We start from the raw sequence: 15,176 nt of genomic DNA, 5'->3' as shown, positions 1-15,176 counted from the left end.
ACCGGGGCGCAGATCCGCCAAGGTCTGTTGTTCATCGAACAGCGCTGTCGCTCGGCGACCACTAAGACTTAGACTCCTGGAGATCGGGACCTTGTTTCAGAGCCAGACTGTCTCATACCAGCCCCGTTAACGAATTTCCCATGAGCAGAGTAGAAGGCCGATTGGACCTAACATACACCAGCTTAATCCTCGGGTTCGCTCGCTTCAGTTCGGGAACGCACACATAACCTGACTGAGCGGGGAATCTCCAACAACTTTTAGCTGCGATCTTCCTGTATGGGTTCGGTTGCTTCGCAGTTTTACCCACCGCAGCTCCGATACACAGCGAAAAAAAATCGGTGCGCCGCGAAGGGGGCGGGTAAAATAAATTTTGCTGGAGGTTTTATGACCAGCGAAATGTGATAGCAAACTGTCATTACCTTGCCACGTGCCAGGATCTCGCAATGAAAGTTAAAAGCACCGTTGAAGAAGTATTTTCTCGCATCCCCGGCCCGGTCACGCCGGAGTGGCCAATGGGAGAGCGATTTGCCGTGGCGCTTGCCCATGGCAGCATGTCAGTTGAGTATTACGCCCCTGTCGGCAATGATCCCCAAACTCCACATGAGCAGGACGAAATTTACTTCGTCCACCGCGGAACGGGCGAACTCGTCATCGGCGGCGAGCGTTATGCATTCAAGGCGGGAGATTGCCTTTTTGTGGGAGCAAACGTCCAGCATCGCTTCGAAAACTTTTCAGATGATTTCGGCACCTGGGTCGTGTTCTGGGGACCCAAGGGCGGCGAAAAGAATGGCGTGACTGCCGCCTGAAAAGCGGCGCACGCCGCCCATCCTCGTCCGCCAGCAAAAGTGTCAAGCCGGCTGGCGTTTAATCACGGAGCTATCGGGTATGAAACACCTTCCACTGAATCGGCTGGGCCCCCGAGAGTCCGAGCCAGGCGTAGTCGATTTCGGCATATTGCTGCCCTGGATTTCAGCCTTGGCGGGTAACAGGCTATTCGTGAAAATCATTCATGAGCGAGACCAGTTTATTCAGTCAATTCAGCCGCTCGCCTTCGAGCTGCAGCACAAAACTGATACCAACTATGGAGATTTCTGGTGGGCGAAGGTGGATTTCCACACTATCCACGATTTTCAGGGCAACTCCCATTTCGGTTTGCCCGGCCGGCATGTCTATCGCTTTGAACTGCACAATCCCAACGCAGGTGTACTGGATTGGATCATCGACCCTTTTTCGCGCGAGTATGCAACAGGCAAACTTTCGGCCTTTACGCTCGGCTACGCGCCATATATCTGGAGCGAAGCCGAGCAGATCTGGAAAACACCCGCTCTACCTGACCTGATTCTGTACGAATTGAATCTTGCCGAATTCGGCGGCAGTCTCGAAGGTGCCATCGACCGCCTGGACTATCTGGCCGACCTCGGTGTAAACGCACTATCGCTCATGCCCGTCAACAATGTTTCTCTTGATGTCGACTGGGGCTATTTGCCGCTCGGGTATTTTGGTGTCGATGAACGTTTCGGACGGCGCGACGATTTCCAGCGTTTTGTTGACGCCGCACACCAGCATGGGCTGGCGGTAATCATCGATGCCGTATACGGCCATACGGGTCTGGACTTTCCTTATGCCGATCTCTACCGCCGGCTTGGATACAAAGAGAATCCCTTCATGGGGCCCTTTGCCAAAGACTATTTTAGTGATCTCGGTGTCAGCACCGATTTCAACCGCGCATTGACCCGCGATTTTTTCTATAGCGTCAACCTGCACTGGCTGAATACCTATCATATCGACGGTTTCCGTTATGACTGCGTGCCGAACTATTGGGACGGCGCGCTAGGCGTCGGATACGCCAACCTGGTCTTTAATACTCATGATTATGTCAAAAACTCGCTCGCCAGCCTTTCCCGCTTCGGCACGCCGGAAGGGTCTCGGTTGATCCAGATCGCAGAGCAATTGGAGGCTCCGGAGCAGATCCTTGAACAGAGCTACAGCAACGCCGCCTGGCAGAACGCAAGCTTCGGCGCGGCTACCACCTGCGCGCGCGGGGCACCAGGCGCCATCGAGAGTTTGGGCCATCGGCTGGGTGCACTCGGCTACATCGAACAGACAACTCAGAACGGGGAAGTCCTTGCCAAGCGTCCGCTGCAGTATATCGAGAACCACGACCACAGCCGTTTCGTTTGCGAGTTCGGCCTCGATCAACGCGACGGAAATCCGTTATTTGCAGAGGGTGACCGCGCGCAGTGGTACCGGCTTCAACCCTACCTGATCGCATTTCTCGCCGCCAAAGGCATCCCTCTGCTATGGCAGGGTCAGGAATTCGGCGAGAATTACTTTCTGCCCGAGGCGGGCCTCGGGCGGGTATTGTTATTGCGACCGCTGCGTTGGGATTATTTCTACGACCCCGCGGGGAGAAGCTTGGTCAAGCTGACGCGAAGTCTGCTGAGTCTGCGTAAAAATTGCGCCGAGTGGCGTCGCGGCAGCCACTATTTTCATAACGATTACGAGCGTTATCTTTCGCGCGGTATTCTGCTTTTTCAACGAGAGAATAGCGACGCAATAAGCCTGATCGCAGTAAATTTTACCGACATCGAGCAAAGTGTGGCATTTATGTTCACCCGCCCGGGAAACTATATAGAACAACTGCACAACCAGGATAATTTTGTCGTGCGTGAAGGTGAGACGCGCTGGCTGACTATTCCACCCAACTACGGCCGAGTGTGGCGTAAGGTTGATTCTGGACACCCCTGAACAAACCCTTGAGGGGACGCAAGTTGTCGCGGGAGCTAACGGAAAAAACATCTATTGGCAGCCCTCGTTCCAGGGTATAGAATCTCCGAAGCCATGAGCAAGCGCCGCCATAATTATTCTGTCATGCTGATATTGTTCGTTACGATGCTGACGAACGCATTCAGCTGGGCCTTTAACGGGGAAGTGTTCGCTCATGAACTCGATCATGAGCATCATGTCCTTTCTCTTGACCCCGCGGCCCATCTTGAGGCGCATCAACACGCCGCTATTAATGACGATGGTCATCTGGATGCCGCGACGCACTTATGCCTGCATGCCGCAGGACAATATCAGCCCTTTTTCTTCACCCCCCCTTTAATCGTACCCACTTCCACCGGCATGGAAGGGTTGACATTGTTCATTTCTATCATCGTTCCCGAATCCATTCCTGATTCCCCGCTTCATCCCCCCCGAAACACCTTCGCAAGTTAGATCGGCGAGTTCCCACCGGTATAACAACCTGAATACTGTTTAGGCAAGGTCGCCTAAGCCACGTCAGGTGTTATCTGGCTTCGCGGGCTTGCTGCACAGTTTATCTGCTCCATTCGCTCATTGAAATGGCTGATGGTGCAATTGAGTTAGTGCATTACTTGCGGAGAAACCCATGAAATTTACCGTGTTGCCCACGGTGTGCCGACACTTTTTGCCAGCCGGATCATTTATTTTGGCACTGGGCTTCATATCTTCGGCCTTTGCCCAAAATACTTTTTCCGGCGCACTGCCTGACGCGAGCGTGGATTACTCCGCTCCGTCTTTGCTCGAAGAAAAGAACGACCTCATTTTGCGCAATGCCGCGCGCCTCGCATTGCAGCGTAACCCGGAGTTGGCGGCTTTTGCCAAAGAAACTCAGGCCCTTAAGGGCGTCACGCTTCAAGCCGGACTGCTGCCAAACCCGGAGCTGACTTTATTTGCCGAGAATGCTGGAAATCTTCAGAAGGTTAATCGCAACGCTGCCGTAGGCGCAAAAGAAGTAGAGCAGCAAGACACCACGCTTCGGATCAATCAATTGATCGAACTCGGCGGAAAACGGGCCGCGAGGGTCAAAGCGGCGTCGCTCGGCGAGGAAGTGGCGGAACAAGCTTACGAAGCCAGGCGTGTGGAACTTATCGCTCAGGTGGCAAATGTGTTTACCGACGTGCTAGCCGCGCAGGAACAGTTGCGACTTGCCGAGGAAAGCCAGCGGCTGGCGCAGAGGGTGGTCCACACGGTTTCAAAGCGCGTTCAGTCAGGCAAAGTGCCCCCAATTGAAGAGACCAAGGTCGAGGTAGCATTCTCCGCTACGGAGATCGCCATGGTACAAGCACAGCGCGATTTGGCCGCAGCGCGCAAACGCCTGGCTCTGCTATGGGGCAGTTCTTCTCCGCAATTTAACAAGGCACTGGGAAACCTTGAATCGTTGGTTGCCCTGCCGAGTTTCGAAGCGCTTGCGGAGCGCGCTCTCGCCAGCCCCATGGCCCTGCGCGCCATCAAAAATATGGAACAGCGTAAAGCAGTGCTGGAAGTGGAGCAGACACGGCGCATACCCAATCTCACCGTTGTTGCCGGCGTTCTGAACCACTCGCAAACCGGCGGCACGACTGCTATTGCTGGCATTTCCATACCGCTACAGATATTCGACCGCAATCAGGGCAACCTCCACGAAGCCTACCAACGCGTGGACAAGGCTATGGACGAACAGATGGCGACTGAATTGCGCCTTAAAACCGAGCTGTCACAGGCGTATGAGGCTTTGTCGGCTGCGCAGGATGAAACGCGCATATTGCGCGACAATATATTGCCCAGAGCCAGGAGCGCCTTTGAAGTCACGAACAAAGGCTATGAGCTGGGAAAGTTCGGTTTTCTGGAAGTGCTGGATGCGCAGCGCACCCTGTTTCAAAACGAAGTGTTGTATGTGCGGGCACTGGCGAATTATCAGCGCCTGGTCAATGAAATAGAACGGCTGATTGCAGCCCCCATCGACGGTGCATTGAGCCCTTCGGCCAGTAAAGGCAGCAACGCAAATACAGCCTCAAGGAGCGATGATGAATAAACGACAAATAATCTTAATTGTCGTCGTTATCGCAATTGGAGCTGTGTTGGGGGGGCTCATACTGACCTGGGACAAAGCAGCGACACCAGAGGCTGCGCACGGTGGCCACGACAAGTCTGACTTGTCTCATGCAGCGCATGACAATCACGATCATGGCGACGAGGACGAGGCTAACTCTACCAACGGCCCGCACCCACATCATGAAACCAAAGATAAGTCGGCAGGGGATAAAAGCAAAAGCCGCGAACCAGGCAAGGGGCCTAAAGGCGGGAAACTGTTTACCCGAAATGGCTTCGGTGTAGAAGTTACCATTTTTGAAAAAGGCATCCCGCCCCAGTTCCGGCTCTATCTCTATGAGAACGGAAAGCCGCTGCCTCCGTCTGGCGCACATGTCACCGTCACTCTTTCGCGTCTCGGCGCGCCGGCACAGGTATTCAACTTCAAACCCGAAGCTGACTATCTGCTCGGCGATCAGGTAGTGGAAGAACCTCACTCGTTCGATATGGTGATTGCCGCCGATCACAAGGGCGAAACTTTTCGCTGGGGTTACAGCCAGGTCGAGGCACGGGCAGAGATATCGGATGAAGTGCTGAAGAGCATCGGTGTGGAAGTACGTACTGCCGGACCGGCTACGATCAGACCCACACTCAAGCTACCGGGTGAGATTGGATTCGACGAACACACTATTGTACAAGTCGTGCCCCGTATGCCAGGCATCGTAACTGCCGTCTATTCGCACCACGGTCAACAGGTAAAGAAAGGCGAGGTGCTTGCAGTCATTGAAAGTCAGGTATTGGCCGAAATACGCGCGCAATTCCTAGCGGCGCGGAAACGACTGGGTCTGGCGCAGGTGACCTTTGAGCGTGAAAAACAATTGTGGCAAGAAAAGATTTCCGCCAAGCAGGATTATCTGGCTGCGCAGCAGGCCTTGACTGAAGCTGAGATTGCCTCGGATCTCGCATTAGCCAAACTACGCACTATAGGATTTCCGCCTGAGGCAGTTCATCAAAGAGGCGAACTGGCCCGATATGATATCCGCGCCCCCATTTCAGGACTTATCACCGCTAAAGCCGTAGCCCAGGGTCAGGTGCTAAAGGAAGACGCGGAGATTTTTACCATTGCCGACATATCGAGTGTATGGGCGCAAATAACGGTGTACGCAAGGGACCTGGATGTGCTTAGGCTAGGGGAGAAAGCCACCATAAGATCAACCGCAATCGATGCCGAAGGCGAAGGAACTATCTCTTACATTAGCGCGCTTATTGGCGTACAAACCCGGACCGCCACGGCGCGGGTGGTGCTGGAAAACGAGGACGGACGCTGGCGTCCCGGTATGTTTATCACCGCAGAGGTGGCGATCGAGGAACTACAGGTGCCAGTTGCCGTCTCGGCGGATGGCATTCAAACCCTGGACGACCATACAGTGGTGTTCGGTCGCTACGGGCAATACTTTGAAGCGCGCCCGCTCAGGTTGGGCCGCAGCGATGGGCAAATGGTTGAGGTTCTCAATGGGTTTACCGCCGGTGAGCGGTACGCGGCGAAGAACAGTTTTGCCATCAAGGCCGAGCTCGGCAAATCCGGCGCCTCCCATGACCATTAGACGAGCACCCAGCTGAGAGTAACCAAGGTCACAGATCATGATTGAACGGATTTTACGCATATCGATACAGCAACGAGGGTTCGTGCTCGGAGGGGTGCTGGCGATGGCGGCACTGGGTATATATAGCTACCAGAGGCTGCCTATTGATGCGGTGCCGGACATTACCAACGTTCAGGTCCAAATCAATACCGCGGCACCGGGATATTCTCCGGTGGAAGCCGAGCAGCGCGTGACCTTTCCCATCGAGGTAGTGATGGCCGGGCTTCCCCATCTGCACCATACACGCTCCATCTCGCGCTATGGGCTGTCGCAAGTCACGGTTATTTTTGAGGATGGTACTGACATTTATTTCGCGCGCCAGCTGGTGAACCAGCGAATTCAGGAGGCGCAGGGCAACCTGCCTGCGGGGATCGCACCCACGATGGGGCCAATCTCTACCGGATTGGGCGAAATAGTCATGTGGACGGTCGATGCCGAGGAAGATGCATTAAAACCGGACGGTTCGGCGTATAGCACGACGGACCTGCGCGAAATTCAGGACTGGATCATCCGGCCTCAACTGCGCATGGTCAGAGGCGTTACCGAAGTGAACGCGATCGGCGGCTTCGTCAAGCAGTACCACGTAACGCCTTATCCTGAAAAGCTGCTGTCTTTCGGTCTGACGCTGCAGGATGTCGTCCTCGCGCTGGAACGCAATAATCTCAATGTCGGCGCGGGTTATATCGAAAAAAGCGGCGAGCAGCATCTGGTTCGGATACCTGGCCAAGTAGCAAACCTGGACGAGATCGCAGATATCATTCTGGGAAACCGCCAAGGGGTGCCGATACGCATCAAGGATGTCGCCGATGTGATTATCGGCAAGGAGCTGCGAAGCGGGGCCGCCACTCAGAACGGCGAAGAAGTGGTGCTGGGCACCGCGCACATGCTGATCGGCGAGAACAGCCGCGCCGTCTCTCAAGCGGTCGCCAACAAGCTGGCAGAAATTAACCGAAATTTGCCCGCAGGGATAGTCATCACCCCCGTCTATGATCGGACCGTCCTGGTAGATAAGTCTATTCGAACCGTCGCCACCAATCTGCTTGAGGGCGCGGCTCTGGTGATTGTAGTGTTGTTCCTGTTCCTCGGCAACTTGCGGGCAGCGTTCATCGCTGCGCTTGTCATCCCGCTTTCCATGCTGTTCACCTTTAGCGGTATGGTGGCTAACCATGTGAGCGCCAACCTGATGAGCCTGGGTGCGCTCGACTTCGGCATCATCGTGGACGGCGCCATCGTCATTATCGAAAACAGTATCCGCCATCTGGCCCATGAGCAGCAAAGGCGGGGACGGGAACTCACGCCCACCGAGCGCTTTTCGATCGTTTTTGATGCATCCAGGGAAGCGCGCCGGGTCCTGATTTATGGGGAGCTTATTATCATGGTGGTCTATCTGCCCATCTTCGCGCTCTCGGGAGTGGAAGGAAAAATGTTCCACCCCATGGCATTCACGGTAGTAATCGCGCTACTGGGGGCGATGATCCTCTCGGTGACATTTGTGCCGGCGGCAATCGCGCTCTTTCTCTCCGGCAAAGTGGCAGAAAAGGAAAGTCCGGCAGTGATTTGGGCGAAGAAAGTCTACGTACCCATGCTTGCCGCTACCATGCGCAACAAGGGTCTCACGGTTACCCTCGCCGTGGTGATTGTGGTGCTCTCGGGCCTTCTGACAACCAGGATGGGCACTGAGTTTGTGCCCAGTCTTAACGAGGGAGATATTGCGCTGCACGCGATACGCATTGTCGGCACAAGCCTGACTACATCCATTGAAATGCAGAATGAGGTAGAGAAGAAGATCAAAGCATTTCCCGAGGTGGAGAGGACCTTTTCCAAGATCGGAGTCGCTCAGATTGCAACCGACCCGATGCCGCCAAGCGTTGCCGACATCTTTGTCATTCTTAAACCTGAATCAGACTGGCCGGGGCCGCACCACACCAAGGCACAGCTGGTAGCCTCTATTGAAAAAGCAGTGCAAGAGATACCAGGTAATAACTACGAGTTCACTCAGCCGATTCAGATGCGTTTCAATGAACTGCTATCGGGCGTGCGCGCGGATGTCGCGGTGAAAGTGTTTGGCGATGACATGGATACGCTGCTTGACGTGGGAGAGCAGATCGAGAAGGTTCTCAATACCGTCCCCGGCGCCGCGGATGTGCGAACCGAACAGATCACGGGATTACCGGTGCTTTCCATCCAGATGGATCGAGCAAAAATGGCGCGCTACGGCTTGAACGGTGCGGATGTCCAGGATGCTGTCACTATCGGAATCGGAGGAACCATGGGGATCTCCGGGAGGAGTGCGGGCCTTATTTATGAGGGTGATCGCCGCTTCGACCTTCAGGTTCGACTGCCCGAATCCATGCGTAGCGATATCGAAGCACTCAAACGGCTGCCGATCAGGTTACCCGCTTCCAACATAGGCGGCGCAGCTACGGCCAATGCCTTCGGCTACGTCCTGTTAGGCGAGGTGGCCAATCTTGAGATCGTCCAGGGCCCCAACCAGGTGAGTCGGGAAAACGGCAAACGTCGAGTAGTAGTCACCGCTAACGTCCGAGGCCGAGATCTCGGTTCTTTCGTAAACGAAGCGGAAGCACGGGTTGCTGAAAAGGTGCAGGTCCCCTCCGGATATTGGGTGACATGGGGAGGACAATTCGAGCAACTGATTTCAGCCGCCCAGCGACTTCAGATCGTTATTCCACTCGCCCTTGGCCTCATTCTCGTTCTGCTTTATACGATGTTCGGGAATTTTCGGGATGGGTTGCTGATGTTTACCGGAGTCCCATTTGCGCTCAGCGGAGGCGTTCTGGCTTTGTGGTTGCGAGATATTCCTTTGTCCATTTCTGCGGGAGTGGGATTTATCGCATTGTCCGGTGTAGCGGTGTTGAACGGCCTGGTAATGCTGGCCTTTATCCGGGATCTGCGGGAGAAAGGATGGGGGCTGGATGAAGCTATTGAAACCGGCGCTTTCACCCGATTGCGCCCGGTACTGATGACAGCACTGGTAGCAGCAATCGGCTTCATTCCAATGGCCTTGGCCACCAGTACGGGGGCGGAGGTGCAGCGACCGCTCGCTACGGTGGTGATAGGAGGCATTCTGTCCTCCACCGCACTGACACTGCTGGTATTGCCGGTGCTGTACCATCTGGTTCACGGGAGGGATGTGTCGGCTACTTCGAGAAAAAGTCCGGTTCCGCTGGAGCAGGGAACGATCGTAAAGTGACCCGCATATTGCCTTGCCTCCAACTGCGAGCCTCAAATGTTTCCCGGCAGAAATCCGTCGCGCAGATGATCCCGACGAGAATTACATCGAGTGTCGCCCCGATTGGAGTCGCGCAACAGGCACCTGTGTCCCACGTGAATAGCGACAGCAATAGCTCGGCTCACATGTAATTCAAGCCAAAACCAGCCGGGCAGAAGATAAGTCCGCTTGTTGCCACCGTGCCGAGGTCCACAAGCACGTCGTAGGCCATGTCAAGAAAGCGCTGTGTATACTGATGCCCACTTGCATTCAGAAGCCGGCAAAGCCGGTCAGATCATTCGCCACCCTTAACCGTCGAGCAAGGTGAACAATCCGGTGTCAAAACTCATCAAGTGTTGCCGGGCATTGTCCACACATAGTCAAGATCACCAGGACAGGCGAAAAACGCATTTCGTTGGCTGAAACCTTTGATTCATAGCGGGGCGACCAAACGGGCGGCGAGCGGCCCTGCTTCCCACCCATCGATTTAGGTTAAAATGTTTTTTTAACGGCCACGAACCCATCTTATGAAAAAGTCCCGTGTCCCTCATCGCACCAAGTCCCCCCGGGTTGTTCAGGAGCTTTCCCGCCTTGCGGCGGGGCTTGCGGCTTCTGGAAGCCGCATAGAAGATGCATTCTGGGAAAACCGGCTGGCGGCAAAGATTCACGCCCAGTTGCGCACGGGTGACGATCAAAACCTTGAAGCGGCGTTGGATCAGCTCTACGATACCGATCCCGCGGCTTATAGCGAGTTTATCTACGCGATTGAGGCCGCAATTGAATGCACTTTCTTAACGCGCGACGACCGCAGTTACGACATGCTCATGTTTGCGGTACCGGTGCTGACCTGGTCCCGCTTCTCCATCCCTTCCGGGCCAATTGCGGGACCAATACTCGCAAACTTGCGCGTTCAGTTGCAAACGCATGTGCTGGCGGCGGATGTTCGGTTCGCGCTGGCCGATTGCCTGTTCAGCCCGGACCAGTTGCCCCGCGGCTATCATCTTACACACGAGTTGGCCACCAGGCTTTGGGCCGCGGCATTAACGGGAGAACGCGACTTGCACATGAATCCCGGCCAGCTTGCCGAAACCGGGCGCTTTCTCTCCGATACCCGCTATCTGCTCGGCGCAATTGCCACGCCACAGGGAAACCCCATGTTTCGCTGGCAAGAGACTGACCAGGCGGGTAGCGGCCCAGTTGGTTCGAAGCTTTCGAAAGAAGATATATTGCATGAATGGCAATCACACGGCGTAGAAGTTCTGCGGCCCCTGTTTCAGGGGTGCGCGTTTGAATTGCTGATGCCCGACGGTTTTTTTTCCGCGTGGCGCATGGCCGACCGGCTAGCTCGGCCGTATTCCATGCATGCCACCATTGATTTTCTGCAAACCACGCTCAATATTTCTCCGGACAGTCTACGCGCGGTCATTGCGCCCTTTTATGATCAATGGCTGGAGGAATACCGCGTAGGCTTCACGCTCAAGGACCGGGATGACGTGCTCTACGGCATTGTTTGGGCACTCGTCGGGGATGAGGATGACAACAGTGACATCGTCTCTCAAATCGAAGCGACACTGCGGGAATGTGGCGTGACTCATACAACGCTGTTGCAGACGCGTTTCCTTCTCGAGTACTGCGAAGAGTGCGGTGCCCCGCTATTTCCTAACCCTGATGGCGAAGTCGTCCACGCGGAGTTTCCTGAAGAAGGCGAGGTAACGCCCATACATCTCCATTAAGACTCATTCTGAAACATGGACTCAGCGTGAGCTTTTTACGAGGAGGCAGCTCATCATGACGGACAAAATCGCGAAATCGGAACAGGAATGGCAAAAACAACTGACGCCGCAGCAATATCAGGTTTGCAGACAAAAAGGCACCGAACGGGCGTTTTCCGGGGAATACTGGAATTGTCGCGACCGCGGAATATACCGCTGTGTCTGCTGTGGAGCCCCCTTATTTGATTCGGAGAGCAAATTTGATTCCGGTACCGGCTGGCCCTCTTTCTGGCAACCGCTGGAGCCGGATACCGTTGCCGCCCGGGAAGACCAAAGCTTTTTCACACGTCGTACCGAAGTGCTCTGCGCGCGTTGCGACGCCCATCTGGGACATGTGTTCGACGATGGACCCGAGCCAACCGGTTTGCGGTACTGCATCAATTCAACATCGCTCAAGCTCGAGCCGTATAATAAGCTACATAACGAGCTAGAATAATTACTTCATCAAACTATTGCGACAGACACAGCTGGCCATTTATGAAGTTTCTTTTTGATCTCTTTCCGGTCATCCTATTTTTCGTTGCGTTCAAGATTTATGGGATTTACACCGCCACTGCAGTAGCCATCGCCGCCACGTTCGGGCAGATCGGGTGGGTATGGTTTCGCCACCGCAAGGTCGATACCATGCTTTGGGTAAGCCTTGTAATCATCGTGATCTTTGGCAGCGCGACACTCATTCTTCAAGACGAGACTTTCATCAAATGGAAACCGTCAGTGCTCTACTGGCTGTTCGCCGCTACACTGCTTTTGGCCCATGCGGTTTTCAAGAAGAATTTGATCCGTGTGATGATGAAAGAGCAGATCGCGCTGCCCGAGCCTATATGGGCTCGCCTCAACGCCAGCTGGGCGGCATTCTTCGCCTCGATGGGAGCGGCTAATCTCTATGTCGCTTTCAATTACTCCACTGAAACCTGGGTTAATTTCAAGCTGTTCGGGTTTATGGGCCTGATGCTGGTGTTCGTCGTAGCTCAAGGCCTGATGCTGGGAAAATATATGGAAGAAAACGAGGATAAAGAAATATGATGCCTTACGCGATACAGGGAGAGGACATTCCGGATAGCCTGGAAAAAAGACTTGCTGCCCGCCCTGCGCACTTGGAACGCATCAAGGCATTACAGGATGAGGGACGTCTTATTTTGGCAGGGCCGCACCCGGCGATCGATAGCCCCGACCCCGGCCCCGCCGGGTTTTCCGGAAGTCTGATCGTTGCGGAATTTGAATCGCTGGAAGCGGCGCGAACCTGGGCAGAGAACGATCCGTATGCCACCTCGGGTGTATATGCAAAGGTAACCGTCAAGCCATTCAAAAAAATAATGCCATCCTGAACCCAATGAGCGACACGACAGATTTGATCAGGCAGAAGCTCGCAGCACTTGAGCCGGCGAAAATAGACATTATTGATGACAGCGCCAAGCATGCCGGACATGCAGGCGCCAGAGGCGGGGGCGGACACTACTCTGTGACCATTGTTTCCTGCCAGTTTTCGGGTAAGACCGCAGTTGCGCGCCATCGCCTGGTGTACGGTGCGCTGCGCGAGTTGATGCACAAGGATATTCACGCGCTCAGCGTAAAAGCGTATACTCCCGAAGAATCCGATTTGATCCACTGACAAGGAAGCCCTATGCATTTTACGAAACTTTCTCGATTAACGGCGCTCGGCATTTGTGGCCTGATTGCCGCAACAACTGTTCAGGCTCAATCCGGCTCATCCCTGGCCAAAGTAAATGGCGTAGCAGTTCCTCAGTCCCGCCTCGAGTTCATTGTTAAGGCGCGCACCCTTCAGGGTCAGCCGGATAGCCCTGAAACCAGGAAAACCTTGCGTGACGATCTGATAACGGAAGAAGTGATCGCTCAGGAGGCGTTGAAAAAAGGATTGGACAAGGACCCCGATTTCGTAACCCAGCTTGAGATGGCACGCCAGACAGCCCTCGTTAGGGCATACCAGGTCGATTACATAAAGAGTCATCCGGTAAATGATGACGAACTGCGCAAGGAATATGAAGCGGTGAAAGCGCAGATGGGCGATAAGGAATACAAAGCTCATCATGTCCTGGTGGGGTCCGAGGCGGAAGCAAAGGACATCATCGCTAAAATTAAAAAAGGCGCAAAGCTTGAGAAGATTGCGCAGGAAAAATCTCTCGACACGGGCAGCAAGGCCAAGGGTGGCGAACTCGAATGGAGCCCCGCGGCAAGCTACGTTCAGCCGTTTGGGGAAGCCCTGACCAAGCTGAGCAAGGGCCAGCTCACCGAACAGCCCGTGCATACCAACTTTGGCTATCACGTGATCCGGCTGGATGATGTGCGGCCCCTGAAGGTTCCGCCATTTGAGGAGATAAAGCAAAATCTGGCGCAACGTGTATTGCAACGGCAATTCGCTTCTGCGGTCAACGACCTTCGCGCAAAAGCCAAGGTAGAATAATCTCGGAAAAGCTCAAGCAGTCTCAAATAAAAGGCAGTCTCTAGGCTGCCTTTTTTTATACCTAATGGTACGATCGTATTGCGCGTGGCAATCACGTGACTTTCTGCATTCGGGGCGCAAGCGCACACATCAACTCATAGGGAACCGTCTCCGCTGCCTGTGCCACCTCATCGATAGGCATGTCCCGGCCCCAAAGTATTACCGGACTACCCACTCCTGCATCCTCGATTCCGCTCAGATCCACGTGTAACATGTCCATGGACACGCGCCCCACGAGACGCGTGCGCCTCCCGTTCACCAGTACCGGCGTGCCGGTAGGCGCATGACGAGGATAGCCGTCGGCATAGCCACCGGCCACAACCCCTACTCTCAGCGAACCGCTGGGGCGGAAAGTATGGCCATAGCCGACTCCCTCGCCCGATTTAAGGGTTTGCACTGCGATTATCTTGCTGGATACTGTCATTGCCGGCTGCAAATCCAGCTCTGCGGCTGATGTGCCTGCAACCGGAGAGGCACCATACAACATGATGCCGGGACGAACCCAGTCTGCATGTGTTTCGGGATAGCGCAAAATAGCGGCAGAATTAGCCAGTGAGCGCGGCAAACGCCACCCCTTTCCCGCCGCGTTGAAGCGTTCTACTTGAACGGATACGCTTTCTCCCTTCTGTGGCTCATCGGCACAGGCAAAATGCGTCATGAGAGTAATCTGACCCACCATGGAATTGGAGCGAAGCGTTTCCAGCGCAGCGGCAAATTGCTCAAGCGGAAAGCCCAAGCGGTTCATGCCGGTATTGAGCTTCAAAAAAACGTCTAGCCTGCCCCGAACTCGGGCTGCGGATAGCATTGCGATCTGCTCGCGATTGTGGATGACGGTACTTAAGCGGTATTGCTCGATCCAGGCCAATTCATCGATGTCGAAAAAACCTTCGAGCAGCAATATGGTCTGCCGGTAGCCTGCCTCCCGCAAACGTACGGCAGCGTCCAGTTCGAGCATGGCGAAACCTTCTGCGCCCGCCAGCGCCTCGGCGGCTCGCAACAGGCCATGCCCATACGCATCGGCTTTGATGACGGCCATTACGCGCGAATGGGGAGCATGATGGCGAACCACGGATAAGTTATGCTCGAGCGCGCAAAGATCGATGAGTGCCTTAAGTGGACGTGGCATTGGTATACGCAGGTTTATCAAAATCCCGGCATCAGAGCTGAATCCTTGCCCTGGCGGTTGGAAGCGTTGGCAGTTTCATGATATAAATTTTTCTCTTCGGAATAGCGATGGATGACCATTGTATAATCCACGCCTG

At 54.7% G+C, this 15,176-nt stretch carries 13 protein-coding genes; 12 read left to right on the top strand and 1 reads right to left on the bottom strand.

The genetic code is table 11. The features are described from left to right. Positions 1–443 precede the first annotated feature (443 nt). The 12 genes from C8R31_RS01135 to C8R31_RS01080 all read left to right on the top strand — a co-directional run bounded on the left by C8R31_RS01135 (position 444) and on the right by C8R31_RS01080 (position 13,875). Complete coding sequence (locus tag C8R31_RS01135; RefSeq protein WP_107692252.1) at positions 444–806, top strand: cupin domain-containing protein; 363 nt, start codon at positions 444–446, stop codon at positions 804–806. 79 nt (positions 807–885) lie between these two features. Further along, on the top strand, positions 886–2,748 hold the full coding sequence (locus C8R31_RS01130) for an alpha-amylase family glycosyl hydrolase (protein ID WP_107692251.1): 1,863 nt from the start codon (positions 886–888) through the stop codon (positions 2,746–2,748). A 93-nt stretch (positions 2,749–2,841) separates the two neighbouring features. After that, entirely contained in the window at positions 2,842–3,219 is a 378-nt protein-coding gene (locus C8R31_RS01125; RefSeq protein WP_107692250.1) for a hypothetical protein, read from the top strand. 172 nt (positions 3,220–3,391) lie between these two features. After that, complete coding sequence (locus C8R31_RS01120; protein WP_107692249.1) at positions 3,392–4,816, top strand: TolC family protein; 1,425 nt, start codon at positions 3,392–3,394, stop codon at positions 4,814–4,816. Next, positions 4,806–6,416 (top strand): efflux RND transporter periplasmic adaptor subunit, encoded by a 1,611-nt coding sequence (locus C8R31_RS01115; protein WP_107692248.1) that lies wholly within the window; start codon positions 4,806–4,808, stop codon positions 6,414–6,416. The genes C8R31_RS01120 and C8R31_RS01115 overlap by 11 nt, the downstream gene beginning before the upstream one ends. Positions 6,417–6,453: 37 nt before the next feature. Further along, positions 6,454–9,666: an efflux RND transporter permease subunit gene (locus C8R31_RS01110; protein ID WP_107692247.1), complete on the top strand. Its 3,213-nt coding sequence runs from the start codon at positions 6,454–6,456 to the stop codon at positions 9,664–9,666. A 545-nt stretch (positions 9,667–10,211) separates the two neighbouring features. Then, entirely contained in the window at positions 10,212–11,417 is a 1,206-nt protein-coding gene (locus tag C8R31_RS01105; RefSeq protein WP_107692246.1) for a DUF2863 family protein, read from the top strand. Between the two features lie 55 nt (positions 11,418–11,472). Continuing rightward, a complete protein-coding gene (gene msrB, locus C8R31_RS01100; protein WP_107692245.1) occupies positions 11,473–11,892 on the top strand; it encodes a peptide-methionine (R)-S-oxide reductase MsrB in 420 nt (139 codons plus the stop codon). Positions 11,893–11,933: 41 nt separating this feature from the next. Then, the gene (locus C8R31_RS01095; RefSeq protein ID WP_107692244.1) at positions 11,934–12,479 is read left to right on the top strand and encodes a septation protein A; all 546 of its coding nucleotides are present in this window, start codon (positions 11,934–11,936) and stop codon (positions 12,477–12,479) included. After that, positions 12,479–12,781 carry a YciI family protein gene (locus C8R31_RS01090; RefSeq protein WP_107692779.1) on the top strand — a complete coding sequence of 101 codons (303 nt, stop codon included), beginning with the start codon at positions 12,479–12,481 and terminating at the stop codon, positions 12,779–12,781. The genes C8R31_RS01095 and C8R31_RS01090 overlap by 1 nt, the downstream gene beginning before the upstream one ends. 5 nt (positions 12,782–12,786) lie before the next feature. Continuing rightward, positions 12,787–13,065, top strand: a complete 279-nt coding sequence (locus C8R31_RS01085) for a BolA family transcriptional regulator (RefSeq protein WP_107692243.1) — start codon at positions 12,787–12,789, stop codon at positions 13,063–13,065. 12 nt (positions 13,066–13,077) lie between these two features. Further along, positions 13,078–13,875 carry a peptidyl-prolyl cis-trans isomerase gene (locus tag C8R31_RS01080; RefSeq protein ID WP_107692242.1) on the top strand — a complete coding sequence of 266 codons (798 nt, stop codon included), beginning with the start codon at positions 13,078–13,080 and terminating at the stop codon, positions 13,873–13,875. Between the two features lie 91 nt (positions 13,876–13,966). Here the strand turns inward: C8R31_RS01080 and alr are convergent, their stop codons facing one another. Next, entirely contained in the window at positions 13,967–15,040 is a 1,074-nt protein-coding gene (alr, locus tag C8R31_RS01075) for an alanine racemase (protein WP_107692241.1), read from the bottom strand. Positions 15,041–15,176: the final 136 nt, after the last annotated feature.

This window comes from Nitrosospira sp. Nsp2 (assembly GCF_003050965.1).
In the GTDB taxonomy this organism is placed as follows: Bacteria; Pseudomonadota; Gammaproteobacteria; order Burkholderiales; family Nitrosomonadaceae; genus Nitrosospira.
Note: the sequence above shows the minus strand (reverse complement) of the source record. Positions and strands in the feature narration are given on the sequence as shown.

Coding starts and splice junctions, on each gene's coding strand:
- C8R31_RS01135 (WP_107692252.1), top strand. CDS start 444: ATGAAAGTTAAAAGCACCGTTGAAGAAGTATTTTCTCGCATCCCCGGC.
- C8R31_RS01130 (WP_107692251.1), top strand. CDS start 886: ATGAAACACCTTCCACTGAATCGGCTGGGCCCCCGAGAGTCCGAGCCA.
- C8R31_RS01125 (WP_107692250.1), top strand. CDS start 2,842: ATGAGCAAGCGCCGCCATAATTATTCTGTCATGCTGATATTGTTCGTT.
- C8R31_RS01120 (WP_107692249.1), top strand. CDS start 3,392: ATGAAATTTACCGTGTTGCCCACGGTGTGCCGACACTTTTTGCCAGCC.
- C8R31_RS01115 (WP_107692248.1), top strand. CDS start 4,806: ATGATGAATAAACGACAAATAATCTTAATTGTCGTCGTTATCGCAATT.
- C8R31_RS01110 (WP_107692247.1), top strand. CDS start 6,454: ATGATTGAACGGATTTTACGCATATCGATACAGCAACGAGGGTTCGTG.
- C8R31_RS01105 (WP_107692246.1), top strand. CDS start 10,212: ATGAAAAAGTCCCGTGTCCCTCATCGCACCAAGTCCCCCCGGGTTGTT.
- msrB (WP_107692245.1), top strand. CDS start 11,473: ATGACGGACAAAATCGCGAAATCGGAACAGGAATGGCAAAAACAACTG.
- C8R31_RS01095 (WP_107692244.1), top strand. CDS start 11,934: ATGAAGTTTCTTTTTGATCTCTTTCCGGTCATCCTATTTTTCGTTGCG.
- C8R31_RS01090 (WP_107692779.1), top strand. CDS start 12,479: ATGCCTTACGCGATACAGGGAGAGGACATTCCGGATAGCCTGGAAAAA.
- C8R31_RS01085 (WP_107692243.1), top strand. CDS start 12,787: ATGAGCGACACGACAGATTTGATCAGGCAGAAGCTCGCAGCACTTGAG.
- C8R31_RS01080 (WP_107692242.1), top strand. CDS start 13,078: ATGCATTTTACGAAACTTTCTCGATTAACGGCGCTCGGCATTTGTGGC.
- alr (WP_107692241.1), bottom strand. CDS start 15,040: ATGCCACGTCCACTTAAGGCACTCATCGATCTTTGCGCGCTCGAGCAT.